This is a genomic window from Leekyejoonella antrihumi, from assembly GCF_007845645.1.
GTDB lineage: Bacteria > Actinomycetota > Actinomycetes > Actinomycetales > Dermatophilaceae > Leekyejoonella > Leekyejoonella antrihumi.
The window spans coordinates 74,955-99,713 of the sequence record NZ_VCQV01000002.1 but is presented as its reverse complement, the minus strand read 5'-3'; the positions used below and the strand labels follow the sequence as shown (position 1 = coordinate 99,713).

At 68.8% G+C, this 24,759-nt stretch carries 23 protein-coding genes; 3 read left to right on the top strand and 20 right to left on the bottom strand.

Annotated features, from left to right (window positions below; all coding sequences use genetic code 11):
* Nucleotides 1–38: 38 nt before the first annotated feature.
* The 14 genes from FGL98_RS01825 to FGL98_RS01765 all read right to left on the bottom strand — a co-directional run bounded on the left by FGL98_RS01825 (nt 39) and on the right by FGL98_RS01765 (nt 15,555).
* The gene (locus FGL98_RS01825) at nt 39–809 is read right to left on the bottom strand and encodes a maleylpyruvate isomerase family mycothiol-dependent enzyme (RefSeq protein WP_146314959.1); all 771 of its coding nucleotides are present in this window, start codon (nt 807–809) and stop codon (nt 39–41) included.
* A gap of 127 nt (nt 810–936) precedes the next feature.
* The gene (locus FGL98_RS01820) at nt 937–1,251 is read right to left on the bottom strand and encodes a DUF202 domain-containing protein (RefSeq protein ID WP_186525923.1); all 315 of its coding nucleotides are present in this window, start codon (nt 1,249–1,251) and stop codon (nt 937–939) included.
* Nucleotides 1,248–1,616 (bottom strand): YidH family protein, encoded by a 369-nt coding sequence (locus FGL98_RS01815; RefSeq protein WP_146314957.1) that lies wholly within the window; start codon nt 1,614–1,616, stop codon nt 1,248–1,250. Before FGL98_RS01815 ends, FGL98_RS01820 begins: the two co-directional genes overlap by 4 nt.
* Nucleotides 1,617–1,775: 159 nt before the next feature.
* Nucleotides 1,776–3,011: a TIGR02679 family protein gene (locus FGL98_RS01810; RefSeq protein ID WP_146314956.1), complete on the bottom strand. Its 1,236-nt coding sequence runs from the start codon at nt 3,009–3,011 to the stop codon at nt 1,776–1,778.
* Nucleotides 3,008–7,138: a TIGR02680 family protein gene (locus FGL98_RS01805; protein ID WP_146314955.1), complete on the bottom strand. Its 4,131-nt coding sequence runs from the start codon at nt 7,136–7,138 to the stop codon at nt 3,008–3,010. Before FGL98_RS01805 ends, FGL98_RS01810 begins: the two co-directional genes overlap by 4 nt.
* Entirely contained in the window at nt 7,138–8,364 is a 1,227-nt protein-coding gene (locus FGL98_RS01800) for a TIGR02678 family protein (protein ID WP_146314954.1), read from the bottom strand. Before FGL98_RS01800 ends, FGL98_RS01805 begins: the two co-directional genes overlap by 1 nt.
* Complete coding sequence (locus FGL98_RS01795; RefSeq protein WP_186525922.1) at nt 8,361–9,953, bottom strand: TIGR02677 family protein; 1,593 nt, start codon at nt 9,951–9,953, stop codon at nt 8,361–8,363. The genes FGL98_RS01800 and FGL98_RS01795 overlap by 4 nt, the downstream gene beginning before the upstream one ends.
* A gap of 91 nt (nt 9,954–10,044) precedes the next feature.
* Nucleotides 10,045–10,941, bottom strand: a complete 897-nt coding sequence (locus FGL98_RS01790) for a hypothetical protein (protein ID WP_146314952.1) — start codon at nt 10,939–10,941, stop codon at nt 10,045–10,047.
* 82 nt (nt 10,942–11,023) lie between these two features.
* Entirely contained in the window at nt 11,024–11,389 is a 366-nt protein-coding gene (locus tag FGL98_RS01785; RefSeq protein WP_146314951.1) for a HepT-like ribonuclease domain-containing protein, read from the bottom strand.
* Complete coding sequence (locus FGL98_RS01780; RefSeq protein ID WP_146314950.1) at nt 11,386–11,829, bottom strand: XRE family transcriptional regulator; 444 nt, start codon at nt 11,827–11,829, stop codon at nt 11,386–11,388. The genes FGL98_RS01785 and FGL98_RS01780 overlap by 4 nt, the downstream gene beginning before the upstream one ends.
* Before the next feature lie 142 nt (nt 11,830–11,971).
* Nucleotides 11,972–13,351: an MBL fold metallo-hydrolase gene (locus FGL98_RS01775; protein WP_146314949.1), complete on the bottom strand. Its 1,380-nt coding sequence runs from the start codon at nt 13,349–13,351 to the stop codon at nt 11,972–11,974.
* Between the two features lie 146 nt (nt 13,352–13,497).
* Nucleotides 13,498–14,421, bottom strand: coding sequence for an SDR family oxidoreductase (locus FGL98_RS01770; RefSeq protein WP_186525921.1), 924 nt, complete (start codon nt 14,419–14,421; stop codon nt 13,498–13,500).
* Nucleotides 14,418–15,086 (bottom strand): TetR/AcrR family transcriptional regulator, encoded by a 669-nt coding sequence (locus FGL98_RS25190; RefSeq protein WP_222431962.1) that lies wholly within the window; start codon nt 15,084–15,086, stop codon nt 14,418–14,420. The genes FGL98_RS01770 and FGL98_RS25190 overlap by 4 nt, the downstream gene beginning before the upstream one ends.
* A complete protein-coding gene (locus tag FGL98_RS01765) occupies nt 15,079–15,555 on the bottom strand; it encodes a hypothetical protein (RefSeq protein ID WP_146314947.1) in 477 nt (158 codons plus the stop codon). Before FGL98_RS01765 ends, FGL98_RS25190 begins: the two co-directional genes overlap by 8 nt.
* A gap of 129 nt (nt 15,556–15,684) precedes the next feature.
* Here FGL98_RS01765 and FGL98_RS01760 point away from each other — a divergent pair, with 129 nt between their 5' ends.
* A complete protein-coding gene (locus FGL98_RS01760; RefSeq protein WP_146314946.1) occupies nt 15,685–16,326 on the top strand; it encodes a hypothetical protein in 642 nt (213 codons plus the stop codon).
* Nucleotides 16,319–16,948 carry an RES family NAD+ phosphorylase gene (locus FGL98_RS01755; RefSeq protein WP_186525919.1) on the top strand — a complete coding sequence of 210 codons (630 nt, stop codon included), beginning with the start codon at nt 16,319–16,321 and terminating at the stop codon, nt 16,946–16,948. Before FGL98_RS01760 ends, FGL98_RS01755 begins: the two co-directional genes overlap by 8 nt.
* Here the strand turns inward: FGL98_RS01755 and FGL98_RS01750 are convergent.
* Both FGL98_RS01750 and FGL98_RS01745 read right to left on the bottom strand, forming a co-directional pair.
* Nucleotides 16,933–18,372 carry an MFS transporter gene (locus FGL98_RS01750; protein ID WP_146314944.1) on the bottom strand — a complete coding sequence of 480 codons (1,440 nt, stop codon included), beginning with the start codon at nt 18,370–18,372 and terminating at the stop codon, nt 16,933–16,935. The two genes, FGL98_RS01755 and FGL98_RS01750, sit on opposite strands and share 16 nt — an antisense overlap.
* A 34-nt stretch (nt 18,373–18,406) precedes the next feature.
* Nucleotides 18,407–19,639: a M20 metallopeptidase family protein gene (locus FGL98_RS01745; RefSeq protein ID WP_146314943.1), complete on the bottom strand. Its 1,233-nt coding sequence runs from the start codon at nt 19,637–19,639 to the stop codon at nt 18,407–18,409.
* Between the two features lie 135 nt (nt 19,640–19,774).
* Here FGL98_RS01745 and FGL98_RS01740 point away from each other — a divergent pair, with 135 nt between their 5' ends.
* The gene (locus FGL98_RS01740) at nt 19,775–20,797 is read left to right on the top strand and encodes an Lrp/AsnC family transcriptional regulator (RefSeq protein WP_246136322.1); all 1,023 of its coding nucleotides are present in this window, start codon (nt 19,775–19,777) and stop codon (nt 20,795–20,797) included.
* A gap of 18 nt (nt 20,798–20,815) precedes the next feature.
* Here the strand turns inward: FGL98_RS01740 and FGL98_RS01735 are convergent, their stop codons facing one another.
* From FGL98_RS01735 to FGL98_RS01720, 4 genes are read right to left on the bottom strand one after another with little or no spacing between them, the layout of a single operon-like run.
* On the bottom strand, nt 20,816–21,886 hold the full coding sequence (locus FGL98_RS01735; RefSeq protein WP_146314942.1) for an ABC transporter ATP-binding protein: 1,071 nt from the start codon (nt 21,884–21,886) through the stop codon (nt 20,816–20,818).
* Nucleotides 21,883–22,917 carry an ABC transporter ATP-binding protein gene (locus FGL98_RS01730; protein ID WP_146314941.1) on the bottom strand — a complete coding sequence of 345 codons (1,035 nt, stop codon included), beginning with the start codon at nt 22,915–22,917 and terminating at the stop codon, nt 21,883–21,885. Before FGL98_RS01730 ends, FGL98_RS01735 begins: the two co-directional genes overlap by 4 nt.
* A 9-nt stretch (nt 22,918–22,926) precedes the next feature.
* Nucleotides 22,927–23,832: an ABC transporter permease gene (locus FGL98_RS01725; protein ID WP_222431961.1), complete on the bottom strand. Its 906-nt coding sequence runs from the start codon at nt 23,830–23,832 to the stop codon at nt 22,927–22,929.
* Entirely contained in the window at nt 23,832–24,758 is a 927-nt protein-coding gene (locus FGL98_RS01720) for an ABC transporter permease (RefSeq protein ID WP_222431960.1), read from the bottom strand. The genes FGL98_RS01725 and FGL98_RS01720 overlap by 1 nt, the downstream gene beginning before the upstream one ends.
* Nucleotide 24,759 lies beyond the last annotated feature (1 nt).

The following is a 24,759-nucleotide window of genomic DNA, read 5'->3' as shown; positions in this document are numbered from 1 at the left end:
CATCTCGACCGAGCCGCGCGTGGCCCAGTGCGCGGTCGTCAGAAGCCCGGGAAGACGGGCCGCAGCTCGGCGAGCAGCGGCGCCCCGGCGACATCCCGCGGAGTGTGCTCAGGGTCGAGGCGGCCGTAGACCAGCCGCAGCAGTGCCTCGGCCGGCAGCGTCAGGTCGGGCTCGGCGCCCTCGTCGTCGGCGGGCTCGAGTGTGACGTCCGGCCCGGTCGTCAGCGTGAGCCGACGGACCGGTTCGGTCGTGAGCACCGTGACGGTGCGAGGCTCGGGCGCCGGCCGGCCGGCACGCGCTGCCAGCGCCGGCAACGTGTCGACGAGCAACTCGACCGCGCCCGACAGCACGGTCGCCGACGGGTCGAGGGCAACCGCCACGTCCCAGGTGTGCAGAGCCTGCTCCCCCAACCGCATGGCCGCCAGTCTGGCCAGGTCGGCGTGACTGCCGAACAGCTCCACCGAGAAGGACTCCCGCTCGGCGGCACCGGTCTGCTCCATCCTCACCACGAAGCGTTCGCCGACCTGCACGCTGTCGGACACCTGCACTGCGGGAGCCTTGGCGTTCCAGCGGTCCCAGATCGGTCTGATCTGGTCGTTGCCCGGCACCTCGCCGCCGCTCAGCCCGGCCTCCAGGGCGAGTTCGAAGATCTCGGCCTGGCTGCCCAGATGGGAGGCAACGTCGGCGATGGACCAGCCCGGGTCGAACGACGGTCCGCCGACCGTGTCCCCGTCGAGCGCGGAGACGAGCTCCCCGAACCGGTCCTGGGAGGTGTGCAGCGCGTGGATCCAGTCAGCAATGCCAGCCATCGGAGTCGTCCTGTCGTCGATCTGGAAGTCCGGACACCGGATGACGCTTCGCCACGGTCTCAAGACATCTGCAGTATGCCCGTCCACTTGTGACTCTATGCCCGCCTCAAGTCCCGGCTCGGGCGAGTCACCACCGCAGGACGATGGCCAGCGCGGTCATGCTCAGCACCAGGATGACGCCAACCAGGGCCAGTCCGGCCACGCCGCCGCGGTCGTGTGGGTCGGCCTGCGCCACCCCACGATGCTGATAGCGGTGTCTGCTCTCGCGAAAGACGAAGAGCGCGAGGGGCAGCGCGATCATGCAGACCAGGCCCGCGTATCCCACTCGCTCGTAGGCGAGCCGGGTCAGCCCGGCGGTCGCGACCAGCAGCGACAGCGCGGTCCGCTGCCAGGCGAGCGCGGTGCGCTCGTTCTGCACACCGGGCGGAGCCGGCTGCGTCACAGCGCGATCAGAACGACGACCAGCACCACGAGCGCGCAGACGATCAGCACGCCGGCGAGCGCGCCGGGCAATCGGGCGGATGGCAGTGACGACCCGGTGCGCATGGCGCGTTCGGCGGCCGCCCACCGCAGCCACGCCGCACCGGCACAGATCATGCCGAAAATGATGAGCGCGCAGGCGAGCGTGCGGCGCACGGCCGGCGGAATGGACAGGCTGAGCGTGTCGAGCGCGACGCCACCGGCCAGCAGCGCGAGTGAGGTGCGGATCCAGGCGAGGAAGGTGCGCTCGTTGGCGAAGCTGAACCGATAGTCCGGGTCTTCGCCGACGTCGTACACCCGCTTGGGCCAGCGGCTGGTCGTGGACATGGCCCGATACTAGTGGCTACCCCGCAGATCTCCGAGCGACACCCAGATCTGTACGAGTCGGGAGGAGTCGATGATGCGTGGGCTTGGTGGACGCCTGGAACCCCGGGCACCCACTGCATGCACCATCCGCCGAGTCCTCCCCGTTCGTACACCGACCGGCTATGCCAGGTCGGCCAGGGCCAGCAGCAGAATCGGCAGCAGGGACTCCTCGTGCAGACATCGTCCGACCCGGCGCATCGCCGAACCGAGCTCGGGATCCCACGCCGGTGCCACCTCGCGCCCCCGCAGCGTCGGCGCATCGGAGTGGACGCCCGCTTCATAGTCGTCCGCATCCATCCGCCACGGCCTGGCTCCGAACCGGTCGACCACCCGGTTGGCGATGGCGATGCCCGGCCAGTCGAAGTCGCCGTGGTACCGCAGCGTCCATCCTGCCGCCGCGAGCAGACCGAGCAGCCCCGTGACGACCGTATTCGGTTCTCCCGCCGTGCAGATCACCGGCACGGCTCCCCCGGCGGTCTCGCTCACCGCCTCCAGCACGCGGGGGTTCTCGCAGACCAGAGCGGGGCGACTGGCGCCCGACTCGAACGCTGGCAGCGCTCGCAGGTCGCGGTCGGTCAGGTGCACCGGGTCGCCCGCGTCGGCGGCCAGCCGCAGCCGGCGACTCACCGGATCCGGGCCGCCGGGTCGTAGGCCGAGCAGCAGGCAGGTGCGTGAGATGAGGTCTGGTTGCACGGCATACGCGTCCCACAGTGCCCGCGCGGCTCCGCTGGTGTCGGGTGCTGGCTGCCCGGCCGCCGCAGCGAGCCCACGCAGCACGACGCGGTGCAGGACGTGGTCTTCGTCGAGAGCGTGCGCGTCGCCGGTGACCTGCGCGGCCAGCTCGACCCGTGAGCGTGGACGCTCCACCTCGCCGCGGGTCAGCTCGGTGAGCACGGCGGCCGCCTGGCGGATGATGGCGGAGGCGCCCGCCCGCCCGGTCAGCAGGCCGGTGCTGCGCAGCCCGGCGATCCAGTCGTCGGCCCACGGCGCGGTGACCAGTTCACCCGCCAGCGCGAGCGGTTCCTGCCTGGAGGCCTGCGCCGCGGCGCGTCGGGCGGGCCGGTCTTGCAGCACGCCGCCGGTGACCAGGGGCAGCACCGCCGCGAGTCCCCCGACCCCGGATCGTTCCCGCAGCCGCTGATCGAGAACCGCCAGGTCAATACGCGCCCGGTCGCGGGTGATGGCGCGGCCGAGCAGGGCGCCTGCGGCGTGCCGCTCCTCACGCGATTCGAGGGCCACCACGGTGTGGCCGGCCGCCTCCAGCCCGCCCGCCTCGTAGCGCGACCGCACCGTGGCCCAGAGTCGCTCCAGCCGCGGATCCGACACCCAGGCGGGCAGCGGCGTGTCCTGCGTCATCCGACGGAGTGCAGCTGGCGGCCGTCCCAGCGGTAGTAGTACTGCGCGATCCCCCGCTGCCCCGGGTCGCGGAGGGCCTCGTAGATGGACAGCGTCGGCACCGTCTCGTGGTCACCCCAGAGCCGCTCGCTGGTGACGACGAAGTCCAGGTCGAGCTGCACGAGCAGGCCGAAGAGCAGCGGGTGCGTGCGCACGTCGATCTTCGGGAAGGCGTCGTCCAGCAGCACCAGCCGCGGCGCGTGTGGTGCTGCACCGGCGAGCGAGGTGAAATGCGCTGCGGCGGCGGCGAACAGCGGCAGGTAGCACAGCACCTTCTGCTCTCCCTGAGATAGCGGCGAGCGGCGGTGCAGGTCGAGCCAGGCCCCGTTGCTCTCCGGGCGGGTGTAGCGGATGCGGAACGCGAACCACCCTCGGTAGTCCAGCGCCTCGGCGAGATGCTCGCCGTAGGAGCGTTCCGGATGCTCGGCCCGCGAGGCCTCAATGAGGCGATGCAGGCAGTCGCGCAGCGCGGCGCGCTCCTCCGGCAGCAGCGCACCGACCGGCTGCACGAGCAGGTCAATCGCCTCGCGTACCTCGGGCGGCACGTCGTCCCGCAGCCGCCAGTCGAGTCGCACCCGGATGCCCTGGGACGTCGTGACCCCCGCGAGGAGCTCGTTCATCGCCGCGACCAGCTCGTCGGCCTCGACCCGACAGCGACGGATCGCGTCGCCGAGCTCACCGAGCACGTGCCGCTCGAACTGCTCGCGCTCGCGCGCCGTGAGCAACTCGCGATCGTGCTCGACGGCGGTGCTCACCCGCGCGGCGAGCTCACCGATCGGGCTCTGCCCGGCGTCGTCGCGGCCGGACACCGTGAGCAGGACCCCGAACTCCGACACGGCCGGTTCGTGATCGGCGGCCGGACCGCTGCGAGCCTCGTTGTAGGCACGCCATACCGTCACGTCCGTCGCGTCACCGTCGGTGGCCCGTCCGGCCAGCCGTTGCGCGAGGTCGTGCACCGCAGGCGGTATCGGCGCATCGGCCGCCAGCGCGCGCATGGCGGTCAGGTCGCTCATCGTGAGTGCGCCCGGCGCCCCCGCCTCGAGTGCCTCCGGCGTGCGCCTCCCGGCATCGTCTACTTCGAACGCGGAGGAGATCAGCCCGGGGACGTCGGCCAGCGAGGCAACTCCTTCCAGCGCGTCGTGGCGGACGGACGCGTGCTCGGCGAGGTCGTCGTGCGCGCGCTGCACGGCACCTTCCGCGCCGCCGATCTGCCGATCGAGCCCGCTCAGACTCTCGCGGTGCCCCCGAGCCTCCTCGCGGGCACCCTGCACCGACGCGCGCAGCTGCGCGAGCCGCCGCTCGAGCTGCTGCACGGCCAGCCCGGCCCGGCTGCGCAGCGCGTCCAGGCGAGCTGCGGTCTCCTGGGCCGCGGCGCCCGCAGCTCCCGCCCGCTCCCGCGCTGCGGTGAGCGCGGACTCCGCGTCTTTGACGGTCGCCAGGTCGCGGGTCCACCGGTCGAGGTCGCGCAGCAACGACGGCACCTGGTCCGTCGCGCGCTGCAGGTCGTGGTCGAGACCGCGCAGCCGCTCGGCCAGCGCGTCCAGCTGGGTGCTGTCGGTCGGCAGGTCGTGGCTGCGCGCAACCTCATCCGCCGCCGCCTGAGCCGCTACGACCTGCTCGCGGGCGTCATGCGCGGCCTGCGTCGCGGCGGCGCTGGCCCCTTCCTCGGCGCGTTCGCGCTCCCGGCGCTCGTCGACCCGGGCCCACGCGGTCTGCAACGCGGACGCCGACGGTAGGCGGTGCACCCACCCCTCGAGTGCGTCGATCGCGGCGGTGAGCTCGACCAGCCGGGCCGAGGCCACCTGCTCGGCGTGGCGCTCCCGGGCGAGCACGTCGTCGATCTCGGCCAGTCGGCGGCTGCGCTCCTGCGCACGCGCGGTGGCACCGATGAACTGGGCTCGCTCCTTGCCGGCTCGGCCGCGCAGCGGCGCGAGGTGCCAGGCTCCATCGGCACCGACCGTCGGACCTTCGGCAGCCGCGGCCGCCGAGGCGTCTCCGATGCCGATCCGCCGCAGCACGGCCGCAACGACATCATCGGTGACGTCGGTGCCGTCCGGCAGGTTGGGCCGCAGCACCTCGGCGAGGCACGGCCGGTCGGCGACGGCGCTACCGCCGGGCTCCAGCAGGGTGTCGCGCTGCTCGGGATCGAGCAGTCGACCGTCGGGCCGCACCCAGGCGTCGAGCAGTCCGGAGGCCTGCAACGCCGCTTCATACCCGGCCCGCTGCTCGTCCGTGACGTCGGGTGCGAAGTCGACCAGCAGCCACAGCGGCGCGCCGTCCGGGCGGGCCGTGCGCGGCAGAGTGGGCGACGGTGGCGACGGGTCTCGCTCGGCCTCAATGGCCGCGCGCTGGGTGTCCAGCTCGGCGATGCGGGTGGCGGCCGTCTCGCGTGCCGTCGCGGCGGACTGCCGGTCGGCGTGCAGGGCTGCCAGCGGCTCGGCGGCTGCCCGGCGAGCACGGTCCGGCAGCGTCTCCAGCACCTCTGGCGTCAGCGAGATGTCGACGTCGACGACCGGGGCGACCTCCTCATCCGCCCACGCGCGCAACCGGTCGGTCAGCTCCGCCCCGAGTGTCTCGGCCTGCTCGTCCGCGTTGATGCGACGCGCGCGTGCCTGCTCCCACCGCTGCTCCGCGACCGCCACCTCCTCCTCGCGTCGGCTCAGCAGACGCCGGGCATTGCCGAGAGTACGCAGCGCCTCGTGCAACACCCGCACGGCCGCCTGCTTGCGCCCGACCGCACCGCGCGCGTCCGTCAGCTCGCCCCGTGCCAGTCCGAGTGCGGAGGTGACCTCATCGGGCCGACCGTCACCCCGCAGGTCGGCGGCAAGTGCGGCCGGCGTGACCAGGGGATCCGGCACACCGAGGTCGCGCTGCTGGTGGTCGAGCGCCCGCATCGTGTCGGCCTGCTCACGCAACCGGCGGTGCAGGTCGTCCGTACTCCGCTCCAGATCGTGTGCGCGCCGCTCGTGGTTGGCGCGCGCTGCCTCCTGGTCGCCGCGGGTGTCGGCGGCGCGCCGCTCGTCATCCTTGGCCTGGCGGGTCAGGTCGGCCAGGCGCCGCTGGTCATCAGCCTCCGGGCTGGCCGAAAGCTCTTCGATGCGGGCCGCGTCGTCGGCCCCCGACCGTTCGGCGGCCAGCAGCGCCGCATCCGTGTGATCCCGCTGCTGCTGCAGCTCCTGCCGCTGCCGGGCGGTGTGGCGCACGGCCTTGCGCAGACGTTGCTCGTCCTGCCCGGCCTCCAGCAGGGCCCGCCCGCGAGCCGCGACGCTGCCACGGGCATAGCCGGCGTAGGCGAGCGCGAGGGTGCGCAACGCGGTGGCCGCCTGGGTGCGGCGCTGGATCTGCTCGCCATACGTCGTCAGCTCGTCGAACATGTCGCCGGCTGCCTTGATCGACGCCTCGTCCAGCTCGGGCAGCGAGTGCGCGAGCTGACCTGCGAGCCGGGCGGGTTCGATGTCCTCGCCGACCTGCGGCTGCCGCAGCCAGTAGAGCAGCCGCAGGACGTCGTCGTACTGCGTGACGGTGAGCCCGAACAGGGCCTGGCCGACGTGCTCCTTGTATTGCGGGGCGCTGGTGAACACCTCGCCGCGGTCACCGATCGCCTCCTTGAGCCGGCCGTGGCTGAGCGGACCGCCGTCGTCCTCCAGCAGCAGGTCGTCCCCGATGACCTGGTCGGTCGCGAAGAACCATGCGCTCGCGGTCTTGGCCGATGCCGAGGCGCGGATGCCGACCCCACAGGTGAACGTGTGCCGGTGGCCGTCGTGGTCGTGGCGCTCGAACTCGACCCAGATGTAGCCGACCCTGGCCTGCCCGTCGTAGCCGTCGGTCATCAGCCACAGCAGGCTGGTGTGATGCCGGGCGGACGCGGTGATGCGTGCCTTGTCGCCGTCGAGCGCGAACGGCAGCAGCATCTCCAGGGTCTTGGACTTGCCGGCTCCGTTGGCGCCGCGCAGCAGCATGCGGCCGTCGGCGACCAGGAACTCCTGGTCGTCGTACTGCCAGACGTTGAGGATCCCGGCACGGTGCAGGCGGAATCGGTCGCCCACCGGCTGCAGACGGCCGGTCGGTGCGGCTGCGGTCAGGCTCATCAGGACTCCTCGTCGAAGAGGGAGGGCATGCCGGTGCTCGACGCCTCGACGAGCGTCGGCCGGGGAGCGTAGCGAGCGGCTGCCGCATGCACGAGAACGGAGCCGTGCTCCCAACGGATCAGCCCGGCGTCGCGCAGCACGTCGAGCGCCTCGCGGTGCAGCGCGGCCGGGTCTTCGCGGTGCGCCTTGCGGAATCCGTCGCGCCAGCTCGCGAAGACCTCATCGCCGACACGCTGCACGACGGCGGCGGGCTGCGGCACCCAGGCCTGCCCGTAGGCGGTCTTGCCGAGCGTGGCGCGGATCTCGTCGACAACACCGGCAAGGAGCAACAGGGCGTAGTGCTTGGCCGATCCGGGGCCAGGAAAGGTCAGGTCGGTCAGGTCACCGTCCGGATCGATCGCCATGGCGCCCTCCGCGCGCAGCTCGACCTCGAGCCCGAGGGCGGCCTGGAACCACTCGCGTTCGCGATTGCGGTTGCGGCGCCACCATTCCCGCTGCTCTTCGGTGAGATCCTCGGTCGACAACATCGGCCGCTCGGTGAGGGTGCGGCGCACGGCGACCCGAGCGCCGCCCGCGGCGGATGGCACGGATGCGACGGCCACGACCTCGTCCGCGCTGTCGCATCCGCCGAGCGGTGCGGCGACGAGCACGCCGAGCCGGTCGCGGTGCACGTCGAGGAGGGTGTCCTTGCGCCCTTCGATCCAGTCGTCCACGTGCCCGTCGCGCTCGCTGAGCACCCCCAGGTCGATGAGGGCGACGAGCGCGGAGTGCAGGGCTCGCCGGTCGGCGATGGCGTCGAGGTCGACATCGACGCCGGCGTCGGCAGCGGCCGAGCGCACCTGGGCGACGAGCTCGTCGATGAGCAGCTGGGATCGGGTGCGGCCGAGTGCGGCCACGGTCAGCGAGAGCATCGCATAACGGCGTGGGTCGAAGGCGGTGCCGTTGCGCCTGCTGAGCCCGCGGCTGGCGTCGCGGCCGAGGCCGGTCTTGACCAGTCGCGCGAAGCCGGGTTCGACCAGCAACCGGTATCCGAGCCCGTCGCCGAACAGCCGGGTCAGCTCCTCCCGGTGCCGCCGGACCAGACGCAGCTCCTCGTCCTGGCCGCCGCCGGGGTACAGCAGCGGCGACCGCAGCAGCGCCCTCGCCGCGGTGCGGACCTCGGCCTGGACATAGGGGTCGGTGACCGGCCGAGCCTGTTCGCTGGTGGCCGGCGGTTGGGTCGTCATCGCGGCCCCCGATCTGCGCGGAGTTCCGAGCCTGAGGCCAGGCTCAGGTCGGTGGCGGAGGTGTCCGCCCACGTCAGGTGCAATCGCACGCCATCCATCGTCAGCGCGCCCTGCGGACTGGTGATGACGGTGGACCTTCGCGGATCCTGCGTAATGATCAGGCGCAGCCGCTGGTTGTCGACGGCCGTCTCGGCGAGCGCCTGGGCATCCTTCGTCAGAGGCCGCCCGTAGGAGGACAGTGTCTGGGAATACAGCTCCAGCAGCTCTTTTCGCGCACCGTCACTGAGGTGGACCTGCTCGAGATCGCCGGTGTGCTGGCCAATCTCCCGCAGCGCGGCCATGCGCTGCTCATGCGCGCGCCGACGCTCCGCGAGCCTGGCCTCCTTGGCGGCCGAGTAGTCGACCCGCGCTCCCGCTCGACCGGCGGCCCTGCGCTCGCCGAGCTTGCGGAGGCTGACCGGCACCTCGGCCACCTCCGTGCGCCACCAGGTGGCCGTTGCGGGCACCGGATCGCTGTCGTCGTCGGCGGTGAACCCCAGATGCCGCGCGGAATACAGCCCGAAGGCTGCCGCCCACAGCTCGTGCGCCTGGTCGTGCGACGACTCGTCGAACCAGCGGGCGAGTCTCAGCAGATCGTCATACCTGCTCTGCTGGCGGTCGGCGCCCGCCGTGATCCGACGCAGGTTGACCAGCAGTGCGCGCATGGCGTCGGTGGCCAGCCGCCGCACGTTGTCGGCATCCGGTGCGCGGCCGGCAGCGCCGACGAACCAGACCTGGATGCCCTGCCAGTCCTCGGGTGACAGCCCGGGTGCGCGGCGCGCCGCCCGGCCGTCGACGTCGATGAGCCGCTGACCCGCGCCGGCGCGGTCGGTGAGACCAGGCACCTGCGGCGCGAGCTGTCGCAGCACGTCGGCGAGCTGCGGCATGTGACGGGAGACCTCGTCGACGAATCGCTGCAGGTAGTCCAGCAGCACGCCCTTGAAGGTCTGGAACTCGTCGCGGCCGAGGTCGAAGCGGGTGAGCACCTGAGACAGGTAGGTGTAGAACTGCCGGGTCGAGGAGACCAACAGCTCGAACTGCGCGAAGACTGTGGTGATCCGGGCCGCGAGATCGCTCGGATCGACGGTCTCGAGGTCGCCGTCCTGCGCGGTGTGCAGCAGCGACTCGAGGCCCGCCAGGATGCCGGGCAGCATCTCGCTGGAGACCTCGCGGGCGGCGTCGGTGTGCTCCAGCAGCTCCTCCACCTGCCGGTGCACGAGCTCGCCCCGCTGGGTGAGCTGGTAGCGCGCCCGGTTGGAGAGGTACTCCTTGATACTGCGGGCCTCCGTCTCGCGGGGGCTGCGGGCCAGGTTGCCGTGCTCGACGAGGTAGACCAGGCGCGCCTCGACGGTGTCGTGGTCGAGGTCCATGCCCTGCGCGGTGAGCAGGTCGGCGATCTCGGCGGCCGACTGGTCGGACAGGAACGCCGCCATTCCCGAGGTGAACAACCGCATGATAGCGAGGTAGGCGCCGGCCTCCTCCTGCACGGCATACCGCAGCGCCGCGAGCGTCTGTCGCTCGCGGGGTCCGATGACGGGCTGGTCGGCCATGCCCGCGAGGGTACGCCGGAGCGGCGACAACGAGCGAGTCCGTGTGGTCCCGCCGGGACCGGACGCCCGCATCTGCACCGGTCGGGAGGATTCAGTGATCGCGGGCTGCGAGCCTCGCCTGCAGGAAGGTGCGCTCCGGCCCAGCGAGCGCGCGGTGGTGGGCGATCAGGTCCAGCCGGTCCTCGTAGTCGCCGTCGGCAAGCCGATCCAGCAGCATCGCATGCCAGTCACTCAGCGCCTCGGCTCGCTCCACTGGCCCGCGGGACCCGCCGGCTCGTCCGCCGCCGGGCGCGCCGTCCAGAGCCTCCAGATACCGGTCGGCGAACTGACCCCACGCGTCGCCGGCGGGAATCAGCCCCTCAAGCAACTGCGCGAGCGTCGTCTCGCGCTGCGAAACCCATCCATCACCCCTGCGCGTCCAACCGGAGGCCGACTCCCACCGCACCAACTGGGCTACGGCGCGCTCGCTGAACTCGGGGAATCCGTGTTCCCGCAGGATGGCCGACCACATCACACCGACGGCGTCCGAGACCACGAACCGTGCCGCCTCGATCGGATCATCCGAGCGGAAGTAGTCGTAGCCGCCCATCTCACCAGCCAGGTCGACGAGCGTCGCCACCGCAGACGCGGCACGATCGACATCGTTCGCGCCGAGCGCCGCCACCGCGTCGGTCGCGAGCGCCTTGAAGGTGAACCTCCATCGGGTCCGCTCCTTCGGCGAGACCCGCCGGTCCCCGGCCAGGTAGGCGCCGGCCCGGGCAAGCGCCGCGAGCTCCCGCACCTCACGCGCGATTTTGGCAGGATCCGGCGGAGCGGCCGCCCGTCGCGTCGTGCTCGGCGCGCTCGGGTCGATCACCGTCTCGATTCGCTCCCGCACAGGCGCCGCCCCTCGCCAATAGAGCGTCCACAGAGCCTTCTTCAGCCCAGCCTCATCCAGTTGCGCCAGCCGGGCATAGAACTGACCTCGGTCCATTCGGTTGCTCGCCACGCGCCGAGCCTACGACCCTCGGGCATTGCCGGTGAGCGACGAGCATCCAGTCACAGCCCGCGGAGCACACCCGTCCTGATGCTCACTGGTCCGCAGACTGCACGTCCGACAGGGCCCGACGTATCAGGTGCGCCTCGTGCGGTAGTCGACCCGCGAACGCGTTCCAGATGATGTTGTAGTCCACCTGCTCGTACTCGTGCGCGACGATGTTCCTGGTCGCACGCATGCTGCGCCAGGCCACCTCCGGGTGCGCGACCGTGAACTCCTCGGGCAGTCGAGCGACAGCCTCCCCGATCTTGTGCAGAATCGCCTCGGACGCCAGCCGCAGCGCCTCGTCCGTGTCGTATGCGGTTCGGCCACGTTCGACAAGGCGGGCCGCCATTTCGGTGAACCGAAGCAGGTCTCGAAGGGTGCGAAGAATGCGCTCCCGTTGCCTGACGTCACTCACAATGGCACAGCCTGTGACGCGATCCCCTGAGCGTCAGGTCGCAGGCCACCCTCTGACACGATGTCGACGCTCACTCCCAGCAGCTCCTCAAGCTCGACCGTCAGATCCGCAAGGTCGAACACGTCGGCGTCGGACGCAAAGCGAACCAGCAGGTCGACGTCGCTCCCCGACACATCCTGGTCTCGCGCGATCGACCCGAACACTCGTACGTCAGTAGCCTTGTGCCGACGCGCTGCTGCAAGCACTTCCATGCGATGCAAGGTCAGCATGCTTGATGGCCTCGGCTTCGCCGCGTCCCGCAGCCGCCGCAGCATCGTTGCAGATGGCCGCCGCTGACCATTCTCATAGCTGGCGATATTGGGTTGAGCGACACCGGATCGCTGCGCCAGAGCTGCTTGTGTCAGTCCGGCCGCGTACCGCATCTCCCGAACTTCATTCATGACGTGACCATATCGAATGATATATCGCCGCACAGTTCATCCGCCGAACTCATCGGCGCGATGTTCCCAACGACGACACCACGAGCCCTACACGCCTGACGTCGTCCGGGACCTCGCGCGCCGCATACTGCGGGACTGAGTCTCAGGACGCGGCGGGCTGAGGGCTCTGCCACGCACCGTAGCCTCCGAGGAGGTCACTGACATCGGCGAAGCCCTTCGCGCGCAGGAGGCTGGCGCCCACGCTGCTCCGCCAGCCGCTGGCGCAGTAGAGCAGGACCGGCCGGTCGGGGTCGAGTTCGTCTGCCCGGGAGGCGAGTTGGGCGAGCGGGATGTGACATGCGCCGGGGAGCATACCGGCGATGAGCTCGCCCTGGTTGCGGATGTCGACGGTCTGCACGTCGGCCGAGGTGATGGCGTCCTTGGCCTGGTTCGCCGTGAGCCGGCTCGCGGGTGCCACCGCAGTCCTGCGCAGGAGCAGGTACGCATCGGGATCGGCCACGTAGCCGACGACGTTGTCGAAACCGATGCGGGCGAACCGCATCGCCACCTGTTGCTCCTGACTCTCCGGTGCCAGGATGACGACCTGCTGCTCCGGGGTCAGCACGGTTCCGACGGTCTCCGCGAGGCGCCCGTCCCACGGCACGTTGATCGCGCCCCGTAGGTGACCGGTCGCGAACTCCCGTGGGTCACGCGCATCGTGCAGGACGGCGCCCTCGGCCAGCGCAGCGTCAACCTGCTCGGCGGTCAGTGCAGGGATGGTCGCGGCGGTGTCGCGCAGCCGCCGACGCTGCTTGTTGAGCGTCGCGTCGTAGGCGAAGTAGCCGGGGGTCGGCGGCTGCCCCCCGGTGACAACCGCGAGGAACTCGGCCTCGCTCATCGGCTGGCAGGCGTAGTTGAGGGCACGCTGTTCACCGATGGTCGACTGGCGTTCGGTCGACAGGTTCTTGCCGCAGGAGGATCCCGCTCCGTGCGCCGGGAAGACGCGAACGGCGTCGGGCAGGCCCATCAGCCTGTGCTGCACCGAGTCGTAGAGCATCCGACCGAGCTCGTCGGCCGTGACTCCCACGGAGGCGAGCAGGTCGGGCCGCCCCACGTCGCCGATGAACAGCGCGTCGCCGGTCAGGACGCCATATGCGACGGGATCATCGGCGTGCTCGTAGACCAGCACGCTGATGGACTCCGGTGTGTGCCCAGGGGTCGCCAGGATCTGCAGCGTCACCTCGCCGAGACCGATGCGCTCACCATCGGTCAGGGAGCGGACCTCGAACTCCGGCTGGGCCACCGCGCCGTAGCCGATCCAGGCGCCGGTCTCGCGTGCGAGTTCGAGGTGGCCGGAGAGGAAGTCGGCATGGAAGTGGGTGCTGATGATCCCGACGATGGTCAGCCCGTGAGCCTTCGCGTCGTCGAGGTATTCGGCAATGTCGCGTCGCGGGTCGATGACCACCGCCCGACCTGACGTCTCGTCACCGACGAGGTAGGACGCCTGGGACAGGCACTCGAGGTAGTACTGCGTAAACAGCATGGATCCTCCAGGTGACGGTTGGCCGCCAACCGGAGTCCAACCTTGTCCTTCCCAGAGTACGGCGTATGCCGTCGCCGAACGCCTCGTTCGCGAGATCGCGGCCCGTGAACTCCACGGACCGACGGGACCACGCGAATTGGCCTCGGCTAGCGGGGCATCCGGCGGCCACGCGTGTCGTTGAGGTAGGTACGGCCCAGGCGGTGCCCGTTCTTGGCGATCCAGTCGCTGATCGCGAGGTCGCCCGTCGGGGCACCGGTGGTGTCGGCCAGGCCGTGTGCCATGGCCTGGTATTCCTGCTTGGTCAAGAGGGTGTCTCGCATGACCGCACCGAGGGCGGCGGCACAGACGGGAACCAGTGGCTCGGGGACGTCGATCAGTGCCGCACGGGATCCGACGGCAGTGCGCACAAGGGTGACCAGCTCGCGGAACGTGGGGCGCTCCGGGCCTACTGCGTCGAGCAACACGTCGGTGTCGGACTCTGCCTCGTCGGCGCACAGGTGTGCGAGGTCGGCCAGATGGATGCCACGAATGCGATAGGTGCCGCGGCCACCGATGGCGAAGACCGGCAGGTTGCGCAGCAGCCAGGCGATGTTGTTGATGAGCACGGCCTGCCCACCGAACAGGATCGCGGGCCGGAGGACCGAGTGACCGATGGGTAGCGCTGTCAGGTGCTGCTCGACCAGACCCTTGCCCGCGAAGTAGGCATAGGGCGACGCGGGGTCGGCGTGCGTGATCGACACGTGGACGATGCGTCGCACGCCGGCGTCGACGGCGGCATCGAGCAGGCCGTTGGAGCGATCCACGGCATCGGCGAATGTCGTGCCGCCGTGGGGGAAGCGGACCCAGAAGGTGTTGATGAGCGTGTCTACGCCGCGCAGGCTCGAGCGTAGCTCGCCGGGGTCGTCGAAGTTCAGCGGTCGGACTTCGTCCGGGCCCTCCGCATCGGCGGTGCGGCGTGGGTGCGCGGTAAGCGTCCGGACGTGGTGCCCGCGTGCCTTGAGCTCGGCGGTGATCGCCCGGCCGGAGTAGCTGAAGGCGCCGGTTACCGCATACGTTTGCGTGCTGCTCATGATCGCTTCGGATATTGTGGGCCGGCGATATCCGCGACTGCGGCGAGCGTGCGCAGCTGGCCGATGAGATCCGTGACCGGGGCTGGGTCGTGATCGGTGGGGATGCCCAGGAGCTCCAGCCCGAGCACGGTCGCCATGGTCATTCGGGCGACCGCGGGGACGGGGATGAGCATCCCGAGTGGGTGCATCGCGGCAAAGCGGTGAATGGTCTGCTCGGTGAACTGTTGCCAGGGTCGCAGCCGCTCGCCCACTGCGTGCGCCAGCCCCGGGTTCCCACGCCCGGCGTCGATGAGTGCGACGAGCACGGCCAGGTCGCCGTTGCGCGGATCGCCCGTGACCATGTCCTGCAGCACGTCCAACAGTGCCGAGAGAGTGGCCGCCTCGTCCACGCGCGCGCCCAGCGTTGCCATGCGCCGGGCCGACACGGTGTCCAGCACGGTCAGCAGCAGGTCGTCCACGGATCCGAAGTGGTAGAAGACCAGCGCCTGGTTGCATTCCGCCCGCGCGGCGATCCGTCGCGCGGACGTGCCCGCATAGCCGCGCTCCGCGAGCGTGGCTGCCGCGGCCGCTACCAGTGCGTCCTTGGTCTTCTGCGAGGACGCGCCGCCACCCCTGCCGCGGCCCTGCGGTGTGTCGCTGTGCAGTCCGGTCGGCATCTCAACCATCCCTTCCCTCGTCGGTCCCTGGATACGCTGGTCCGATCTGTCCGGGCGGCTGCCCCCGGCTATGAGCCCGCGCTGCGAGGAAGACACCACCGGCCATGAAGGCAACGGCGATCGCGGCGAACGGCCATGGACTCCACTCCTGGACGCAGGCGGTGGTTGTGCCGGCCACGCGGCATACGGTGCCCGGCCCGTCCCGGTTGAGCCAAGCCAGGAACCACGGCGCTGCGGAGATCCCGACCAGGATCAGGTATGACTCGGCGCCACGGAGCCGTCGAACCCTGGCACCGCACACCACCATCGCGAGCGCCAGCAGCAGGATCGGTGGGCCGATCGTCAGGATTCCGGCCACTGCGAAACCGAAGGCTGCGCCTGCGAGAGTCCACCACGCGTACGGCACCGGGTCGGCGCGCAGCGTCGGCAACGCATCTGCCAGCCGCACTTCTCCCTCGCGCGTCATCACGGCTCCCATTCGATGAATTTTAAGCGGATGCTTTAATCATACGCTCAATACCGAGCGGATGCAGGGAAGTGGATGATCATAAGGTTTATAAGATTGGTATCGGCAGTTATACTGGTAACGCACTCTGGAGGAGATGGCATGGCAGCATCGAGCAGGTCCATCCGGGTCCGTGCCGTCAATCGCAAGGTGGCCAAGGCGGTCCGTGAGTCCCCCGCCGTGTCCAGCCGGGATCTGATCGACAAGAGCACTGCCGCCATGGACACCCTGGTGGTCGAGGTGCCACGCGACCTGGCCGCGCCGCTTCTGGAGCGGTTGTCGCAGAAGCTACCGGCCGAGAGGCTGTTCGACGCCCTCACCCGAGACCTCGGATCAAGCGAGGGAGCCACCCGGCAGGTCCACCTGGCTGCCGACAAGCTGCATCAGCTGGACGCCGAATTCGGGCTGCTCACCAGCGCCCAGGTCACTCAGCGCGCAGGAATGGCGCCCGCGAACCCCTCCGCAGCACCCACCCGATGGTTGCGGGACGGCAAGGTCATCGCGATCCGACGTGGCAACCGGCGCCTGTTCCCGGCCTTCCAGTTTGACGCAACCGGTCACCCGCAACCCGCGCTGAAGGACATCGCCACGGCATACGGCCCAATCGGCGACGGTGTCGGGATCGCGCTGTGGTTCATCGCCCCCAACGCGTATCTCGAGGAGCTCAGACCGGTCGACGTCATGGGCTCGGATCCCGGCGCGGTGATCCGGGCTGCCGCCCGACTCCATGAAGCAAGTGCCTGAGCTCGAGACCCCGGAGCCGCCGGCGCAGCCGGACTTCCTCCTCAAGACCCTTGCCAAGGGGACCACGATGCACCGCTGCGGGTACGACGGCTACCCGGGCAACCAGGCCTACACCGCACCAGGGGTCGTGGGGCGGTTCAGCCCAGTTGCCGGCCATGGTGGCCTCATCCCGGTCCTGTATGCGGCAACAACCGTGAGCGGAGCCCTGTCCGAGAGCGTCTTCCACGACGTGCGAGGCGGTGGTGTCGTCACCGGGGACCGGTTGAGGGGTCGGCGCATGTTCACCATGACCTCCACGAGAGTCCTGAAACTGGTGCAGCTGACCGTGCACGGACTCGAGCGTCTGGGTCTGACCCGCGCACAGATGATCGACTCTCCTCCGATTACGTATCCGCGCACCACCCGGTGGGCACAGACCGCCCATGACACGATCCCGACCTGCGATGGGCTGCAGTGGGTCTCGCGCAAGGATGATTTGGCGCAGGCCTTCATGCTCTTCGGAGATCGGGTGAGCACAGCAGACCTGAGTCTGACCGATGCCGGCAGCAGTCTGACGGCCGGGGACATGCTCGACAACTTGCTGTCCATCGCCGCCGACCTGAAGGTCTACGTCGACCTGTGACGCCGGCCGGAGAGGAAGAAGCCGATGGCCACGACCGCTGCGAGCAGGCACACCAGGCCCATGACGACCCAGCTGGTCCGGTAGCCGTGCTCGGTGGCCAGCCCCTGGATCTTGGAGGCATTCGCGGACAGGACCGCGCCCATCACGGCGGAGCCGACGGCCGGGCCGAGACTGATCGACAGCTCGTAGATGCCCTCCCCCATCGAGACCTCCCCGTCGCGCAGGCCGCCGACGACCAGGGTGCGGGTCGAGCTCTCGATGAAGCCCATGCCGCCGACCGCGACCGCGGTCAGGAGCACGAACGCGAACAGGTTCCCGTGCCACACCACCAGTCCCAGGAAGCCGACCGCCGCGAGGATCGCGCCGATCATCATCACCGTGCGGAAGCCGATCGCCTTGCCCAGACGAGCGGTCGAGATCACGCCGAGGAACATCACGAAGAAGGTCAGGGCCAGCCACATGCTGATCCCGAACGGGCTGAGGCCCAGCCCGTAGCCCAGAACCTTGCTCGGGGCGGCCATGAAGGTGGACCCGACGACCTGCCCTCCCAGGACGGCGAAGTAGGTGCAGAACCCGACCACGTAGATCGGGACGAAGTGCGGCTTGAACAGCCACCGCAGGTCGGCCAGCGGCTGCTCGATGCGCAGCTCGATCAGCGCCCAGGCCACCAGCACGACGACTCCCAGCACGATGCTGCCGACGACGCGCGCCGACGCCCAGCCCCAGTCGGATCCCTCGGAGATGCCCAGCAGCAGCAACGCGAACCCGACGCCCAGCATGATCGCACCGGTCCAGTCGACCCGCAGGTCGGTGCGCCGCTCGACCCGCTCGCCGCGCACCAGCATCAGGCCGGCGAAACCGACCAGGGTGCCGATCGCGGGCAGCCACAGGGCCCAGGTCGGGCCGCTGGTGTAGCGGGTGATGAGTCCGACTGCCACCAGGCCGAATACGACGCCGAAGATCAGGATCGAGGTCAGATAGCTAATCGCCCGCTTGGTGTCGTCGTCGCCATACCGGTCCCGCACCAGCCCGAACATCAGCGGCAAGTAGGCCGGGAACATGCCCTGCAGCACGCGGCCCGCCACCAGGACGGAGAACGTCGGGGCGGCGGCGATCAGCACCGAGCCGGCCGCGACGATCGCGACGAGGATCCGCAGGATCCTGCGGTGCCCGTAGACGTCTCCGAGCTTGCAGAAGACCGGGGTGGATACGGCTGCGGCCAGGGTGAACCCGGTCAGCGACCACGACAGCGTGCCGATACCGACGCCGAACTTGGCGGCGAGCATGGAGTAGACCGGCGAGAAGTAGATCTGCAGCACACCGCTGAAGAGCTCGACGAGCACCAGCGGACCGAGGAAGACCGACAGGGACTGATGGACCGCCGGGCGCCGGGACGAAGGTGCGGTCGTTGTTGACTGACTCATGAACTCGTTCCTGCCTGGTGCGGTGTGGAGGTGGTCACGCGGTCACCGCGGAGGCAGGCTCCGTGGCCAGGGACGCGAGCCGGGTCGTGGCCAGCTCGGCATACAGTGCAGCGCCGTCGGTGAGCACACCGTCGTCGAAGATCGCGTGTGGCGAGTGGTTGAACGCGGCGGTCGCGGGGTCGACGCCGGGCGTGACCGCGCCGAGCCCGATGAACGTGCCGGGCACCCGGTCCAGCACGTGGGAGAAGTCCTCCGAGCCGGAGATCGGTGTCGCGAGTCGCGTCAGTCGCTCCTCGCCGAGCAGCCCCCCTATGACCTGCTCGGCGCGCTGCGTCTCCGACAGGTCGGTGACGGTGCGGGGATATTCGATGTTGTAGTGGACCTCGGCCGTCAGCCCGTGCGCCGCGGCGATGCCCTGGATCAGGCGGGGCACGACGCGCTGCATCCGCTCGCGGTTCTCCTCGGAGAAGGTGCGGATCGTGGCCTCGAAGGAGGCGGTTTCGGGAATGACATTGCGCTTGGTGCCTGCTCGCAGCACACCGACGGTCAGCACGGCCGGGTCGAACATGTCGAACTGCCGGGTGAGCATCACCTGCAACGAGGTGACCATCTCGGCGGCGGCGACGACCGGGTCCTTGGCCTTGTGCGGCGCGGAGCCGTGGCCGCCCGCGCCGTGGATGGTGACCTCCAGCCCGTCGGAGGCGCTCATCATCACGCCGGGCTTGGTGAGCAGCTGGCCGTGCGGCGCCATGCAGGAGAAGACGTGCATCGCGAACGCGGCGTCCACGGTGCGGCCGGCCGCCTGCAGGACTCCCTCGCGCAGCATGACGGACGCTCCGTCATACCCCTCCTCGCCGGGCTGAAACATCAGCACCACGTCGCCGGCGAGCTGGTCGACGCGGTCGGCGAGCAGCCGGGCGGCGCCGGTCAGCATGCTCGTATGCAGGTCGTGCCCGCAGCCGTGCATCGCGCCGTCGATGCGCGAGGTGAAGTCGACGCCGGTCTGCTCCTGCACCGGCAGCGCGTCCATGTCGGCGCGCAGCAGCACCACCGGTCGGTCCTTCGTTGTGGTCCCGCCCTTGCCGCGCAGCACCGCGGTGACCGAGGTCGTCTCGTGCCCGGTGGTGATCTCGTAGGGCAGGCCGTCCAGCTCGCGCAGCACCTTCTCCTGGGTGCGCGGCAGGTCCAGGCCGACCTCCGGCTCCTGGTGCAGCTCATGGCGGAAGCGAGTCAGGTCGGCGGTCAGGTCGCGGGGCTCCAGGGGCATCGGGTCTCCTCATTGGGTGCGGCTGCGGGTGCTGGATCGATTGTGAGGTGACTCGCATCACAGTGCGCAAAATCCCTTAAACTGATCAGTAATAGCCCACTCAACACAGCTTTCATGCTCCGATGGGTCGCAATGGTGAGCGAACAGGAAACGCCGAGCGAGGAGGATCTCGCGCTGGTCAACGCGCTGCAGTTCGCCCCTCGGGCCCGCTGGACCGACCTGGCGCCGGTGCTGGACGCGCACCCCACCTCGATCGCCGCGCGGTGGGAGCGGCTGCGCGCCGCAGGGATCGCCTGGGTCACCGGGCATCTCGTCGGGGACCCGAAGGACATGTCACTGTCCTTCCTCGAGGTGGACTGCGACATGCGCCGCCGCGAGGCGATCTCCGCGGCGCTGACGAAGGTCCCCCAGATCGTGACGGTGGAGCACTCCGCGAGCGATCGCAGCCTGCTGCTGACAGTGGCGACGCTGTCGTTCCAGGAGCTGAGCGAGGTGGTGATCGGTCGAATCGCCGCGCTGCCCGGGGTGATCGGCTACCAGTCGGCCATGTCCACGCGCCTGCACCAGGGTGGTTATGCGTGGCGGCTCAGCGTGCTCAACGCGACGCAGCGAGCGCAGATGCAGCGCCTTGCTCCCCCGCCCGGGCCGTCCACGCACCTTCCCCCGAGCCACCTCGAGCTGCTGCCCTACCTCGCGGCCAACGGCCGGGTGACCGCGGCCGACCTCGCCCGAGCACTCGACCGCAGCCCCGCGACGGTGCAGCGCCAGCTGACCCGGGTGATCGCGGCGAACGTGCTGTCGTTCCGCTGCGAGATCGCGCAGCGCTGCAGCGGGTTCCCGATCAGCTGCCAGTGGACCGCGCGGGTGCCCGCGGGCTCACACGACGACGCGGCGCGCGCCCTCGCGACGATGCCGCAGGTGCGACTCGCCGCCTCCACGACCGGCATGGCGAACTTCATCATCGTTATGTGGCTGCGCTCGGTCGCCGATGTGATGGATGTGGAACTCGCACTCGCGCAACGCATCCCGGGCATCGAACTGCTGCGCAGCACCATCATCCTGAGCGCGACGAAGCGCGTCGGCTGGCTGCTCAACCCCGACACGACCGGCATCGGCCCGGCGCAGCACCCACTCTCGGTGACCGACTTCGCCCGATGAACCGCCGGTCGCGTCCGCTCACTTCGCGCCGATGGCCCCGAGTGGGCCTCCCGGCGGGAGAGTGACGGTCTCGTCAACCTCGGGGAAGTGGCACGCGACCGGGTGGCCCTGCCCCCGGTCGATCAGCTGGGGTGTCTCTTCGGCACAGATCTCCTGAGCCTTCCAACACCGCGTCCGAAACGGGCATCCGGATGGGGGGTTCGCCGGGCTCGGCACATCGCCTGAGAGAACAATCCGCTTACGCACATTCCGGACGCCGGGGTCAGGAACGGGCGCAGCTGACAAGAGAGCCTGAGTATACGGGTGGCTCGGCGCGTGATAGACGTCGTCACGGGATCCTGTTTCGACAATCTTACCGAGATACATGACCGCGACGCGGTGTGAAATGTGACGAACCACAGTCAGATCGTGCGCAATGAATATGTACGAAATGTGAAGGTCGTTCTGTATTCTCTTCAGCAGATTGACGACCTGTGCCTGGATGGAAACATCAAGGGCGGAAACCGGTTCATCGAGTACGAGCAGCTCCGGACTGAGGGCGAGGGCCCGAGCAATGCCGATTCGCTGGCGCTGACCCCCTGAGAACTCGCGAGGATACCGCTTGGCATAGTCAGGGCTCAGGCCCACGGTCTCCATGAGCTCCGCAATTCTGCTACCGGACTTGTTCCGGTGGTACTGTCCATGCACTCGCAAGGGTTCCGCGATGATGTCACGAACCGTCATGCGCGGATCGAGCGACCCGAACGGATTCTGGAAGACAATCTGCATGTCCTGGCGCAAGGGACGCATCTGATTTGCGGACAGCTTCGTGATGTCGCGTCCCTTGAACAAGAGATTTCCATCCGTCGGGTCCAACAGACGAATCAAGGTTCGACCCAACGTGGTCTTACCGCAACCTGACTCGCCTACCACCCCGAGTGTCTCCCCGGCGTGAAGCTCGAGGTTCACCCCATCGACGGCGTGCACCACGCCCGTTTGCCGTCGGGTGAGACCACTTGTTATCGGGAAGTGCTTCACCAGGTTCGTCGCCTGCAGGACAACCCGGTTCTGCCCCTCCGGATCCGACCGGTCATCCCCTGCGGTACTCACTGAATCTCCTGCGCGACGGTAAGTAGGCCATGGATGGACTCGTCCGCCAGCTCATCAGAGAAGTGGCACGCCGTTCGATGCGTCGAGTCCGAGCCGATGGGTGTCAGTTGCGGCAGCTGCGTTCGGCATATCTCCCGACCGTGACTGTGCAGGCAACGCGGGTGAAATGGACATCCTGTCGGTATGCGGGCAAGGTCCGGCGGACTCCCGGGGATGGGCCGAAGCCAGTCCTGGTCTCCGCCCGTCTGCGGCAAACTGCCCAGCAACCCGACCGTATACGGATGACGCGGCTTGGCAAATATCGCGTTCACCTCACCCGTCTCCACAACGTGGCCCGCGTACATCACCACCACCCGGTCGGCCATCTCTGCGATCAATCCCAGATCGTGTGTGATGAGCACCAGACCCGCCTGCGTCTCCGCCTGCGCCTCACGCAGGATGTCCATCACCTGCGCCTGAATGGTCACGTCCAATGCGGTCGTGGGCTCATCCGCGATCAGTAGGGACGGGTTGTTCGCCATCCCCATCGCGATCATCACCCGCTGTCTCATCCCACCGGACAGCTCGTGCGGAAACTGCCCGTACTGCCTGTCCGGCTGTGGCAGTCCGACCGATGCGAGCAGCTCGACAGCGCGCTTGCGCTGCTCATCTCGAGAAACCGAGCTGTGTGCGCGGAGCGCCTCGCCCAGCTGGCCCCCGATGCGAAGGACCGGGTCCAGGCAGGTCATCGGGTCCTGCGGGATCAGAGCGACTTCACGACCACGGATGCGCCGTAGCTCCCGCCGCGAGGCCCTCAGCATGTCCTTCCCGTTCAGCAGGGCTCGCCCGGATGTGATCACCCGGCTCGTGCGAGGCAGTAGACGCAGCATGGACAGCATGGTGACGCTCTTTCCGGAGCCGGACTCTCCGACGACGCCCACCGTCTCGCCCGGATAGACCTCGAAGCTCACCCCGTCAACCGCCCGGACGCTTTCGCTGCGTGTTCGGAAGGTCACCGTCAGGTCTTCGATGGAAAGTAGTGGCTCGGTCATGGCACCCCGTCAGTCGCGTAGGCTCGGGTCGACCGCGTCACGCAGCCCATCCCCGAGTAGATTGAAACTCAGCACCGCGAGGAAGATGGCGAGCCCCGGAAACGTCATCTGATACGACGCATGAAATATGTACGACCGTGCCTCGCCGAGCATCGTTCCCCATTCCGGCGCCGGCGGCTGCACCCCAAGGCCGAGGAACCCCAGGCCTGCGGCCACCAGGATGGTCAGGCCGATGTTCAAAGTCGCGTAGACAATGATCGGTGCCAGGGAGTTACGCATTACATGGCGCCTCAAAATCGCCATCGGCTTCTCTCCGAAGGCAACTGCCGCTTCGACGTATACCTCTTCCCGAATCGAGAGCGCCTGTCCTCGTGCCAACCGGATGAACTGGGGTATCACGCCGATACCGGCGGCTATCGTCACACTTTTTGCGCCCGCCCCGAACACGGCAACCAGCATCAGCGCGAGCAAGAACGGGTTGAACGAGAGCATGATATCGGTGATTCGTTGGATAATGGTATCGGTCACACCACCCAAGTATCCCGATATCAGGCCCAAGGGCACTCCGATAATGGTCGCGATCGATACCGCGACGAGGCCGATGAGCAGGGTATAACGCCCGCCATACATGATGCGCGCGAGGATGTCTCTTCCCAGGTCATCGGTGCCCAGCCAGTGCTTGGCCGACGGCGGTTGGAAGGCGGCCGCCAAATTCTGCCCCGTGGGGTCCTGGCTCGTCAGCAGGGGTGCGAAGACGGCAAGAATGACAAATATCAGAAGGATCACCAGGCCGACCAGCGCTGCCTTGTTGCCCGCGAAGGTTCTCAGTCGCGACGAGAAGGGCGATCCATCCACGCGTGGCGCAGCAGTCTGAAGGCTTTCGAGCATGGCATCGGGCGATGGGGGCTGGTTCATTAGTACAACCTCACGCGTGGATCCACAACCGAGTAGAGAAGATCGGTGATGATGTTGACGATGACGAACATCGCCGCGAACGTCAGGACGATGCCTTGCACGGCGGGGAAATCGCGAGAACTGATTGATGCAACCAAGAGCTGGCCGATACCCGGCCACGAGAACACCGTCTCGGTGAGCACGGCCCCACCGAGCAGCGTTCCGAACTGGAGGCCGATCACCGTCAGGATGGGGATGAATGCGTTCCGCAACGCGTGCCGCACCGCGACCCGCTCCGCTACTCCCTTTGCACGGACTGTGCGCACATAGTCTTGGTCGAGAGTATCCAGCATGGTGGCGCGGGTCATCCGCGACACCACCGCCATGGAGAATACGCCGAGCGTCACCGACGGCAGGATCAGGCTTGACAAGGTGGCCGCGCCACTGACCGGCACGAGTTTCAGGTCGACGGCGAACACCACGATGAGCAGGATCCCGAGCCAATACACCGGCATCGAAACACCGGCCACCCCGACCATCGACGCCAGGGCATCGGTGATCTTTCCCTTGTGAGTTGCTGCCAAGACTCCCAGCGCGATGCCGAAGATGACACCGAAAACGGTCCCCAGAATTGCCAGCTCGACCGTGTAGGGAAGCCGTGTGCCGATCAGAGATGAAACCGGGTCACCGGTGCGAGCCGAAATACCCAGATTTCCGTGCAGAAGATTTTCGAGATACCGCCAAAACTGCACGGTTACAGGTTCATCGAGTCCCATCGTGTGCCGAACCTTGGCCACCTGCTGGGGGGTTGCCTGGATGCCCGCGATGACACGAGCGGGATCGCCGGGCAATGCTTGGACCATCAGCACAACTACGGCGACGACCCCGACGAGCGTAATGACTCCCGTAACCAGCCGGCGCACGATGTAGGCGATGAGTCCGCTCACC

Coding starts and splice junctions, on each gene's coding strand:
- FGL98_RS01825 (WP_146314959.1), bottom strand. CDS start 809: ATGGCTGGCATTGCTGACTGGATCCACGCGCTGCACACCTCCCAGGAC.
- FGL98_RS01815 (WP_146314957.1), bottom strand. CDS start 1,616: ATGTCCACGACCAGCCGCTGGCCCAAGCGGGTGTACGACGTCGGCGAA.
- FGL98_RS01810 (WP_146314956.1), bottom strand. CDS start 3,011: ATGACGCAGGACACGCCGCTGCCCGCCTGGGTGTCGGATCCGCGGCTG.
- FGL98_RS01805 (WP_146314955.1), bottom strand. CDS start 7,138: ATGAGCCTGACCGCAGCCGCACCGACCGGCCGTCTGCAGCCGGTGGGC.
- FGL98_RS01800 (WP_146314954.1), bottom strand. CDS start 8,364: ATGACGACCCAACCGCCGGCCACCAGCGAACAGGCTCGGCCGGTCACC.
- FGL98_RS01795 (WP_186525922.1), bottom strand. CDS start 9,953: ATGGCCGACCAGCCCGTCATCGGACCCCGCGAGCGACAGACGCTCGCG.
- FGL98_RS01780 (WP_146314950.1), bottom strand. CDS start 11,829: ATGAATGAAGTTCGGGAGATGCGGTACGCGGCCGGACTGACACAAGCA.
- FGL98_RS01775 (WP_146314949.1), bottom strand. CDS start 13,351: ATGCTGTTTACGCAGTACTACCTCGAGTGCCTGTCCCAGGCGTCCTAC.
- FGL98_RS01770 (WP_186525921.1), bottom strand. CDS start 14,421: ATGAGCAGCACGCAAACGTATGCGGTAACCGGCGCCTTCAGCTACTCC.
- FGL98_RS25190 (WP_222431962.1), bottom strand. CDS start 15,086: ATGGTTGAGATGCCGACCGGACTGCACAGCGACACACCGCAGGGCCGC.
- FGL98_RS01765 (WP_146314947.1), bottom strand. CDS start 15,555: ATGGGAGCCGTGATGACGCGCGAGGGAGAAGTGCGGCTGGCAGATGCG.
- FGL98_RS01760 (WP_146314946.1), top strand. CDS start 15,685: ATGGCAGCATCGAGCAGGTCCATCCGGGTCCGTGCCGTCAATCGCAAG.
- FGL98_RS01750 (WP_146314944.1), bottom strand. CDS start 18,372: ATGAGTCAGTCAACAACGACCGCACCTTCGTCCCGGCGCCCGGCGGTC.
- FGL98_RS01745 (WP_146314943.1), bottom strand. CDS start 19,639: ATGCCCCTGGAGCCCCGCGACCTGACCGCCGACCTGACTCGCTTCCGC.
- FGL98_RS01730 (WP_146314941.1), bottom strand. CDS start 22,917: ATGACCGAGCCACTACTTTCCATCGAAGACCTGACGGTGACCTTCCGA.
- FGL98_RS01725 (WP_222431961.1), bottom strand. CDS start 23,832: ATGAACCAGCCCCCATCGCCCGATGCCATGCTCGAAAGCCTTCAGACT.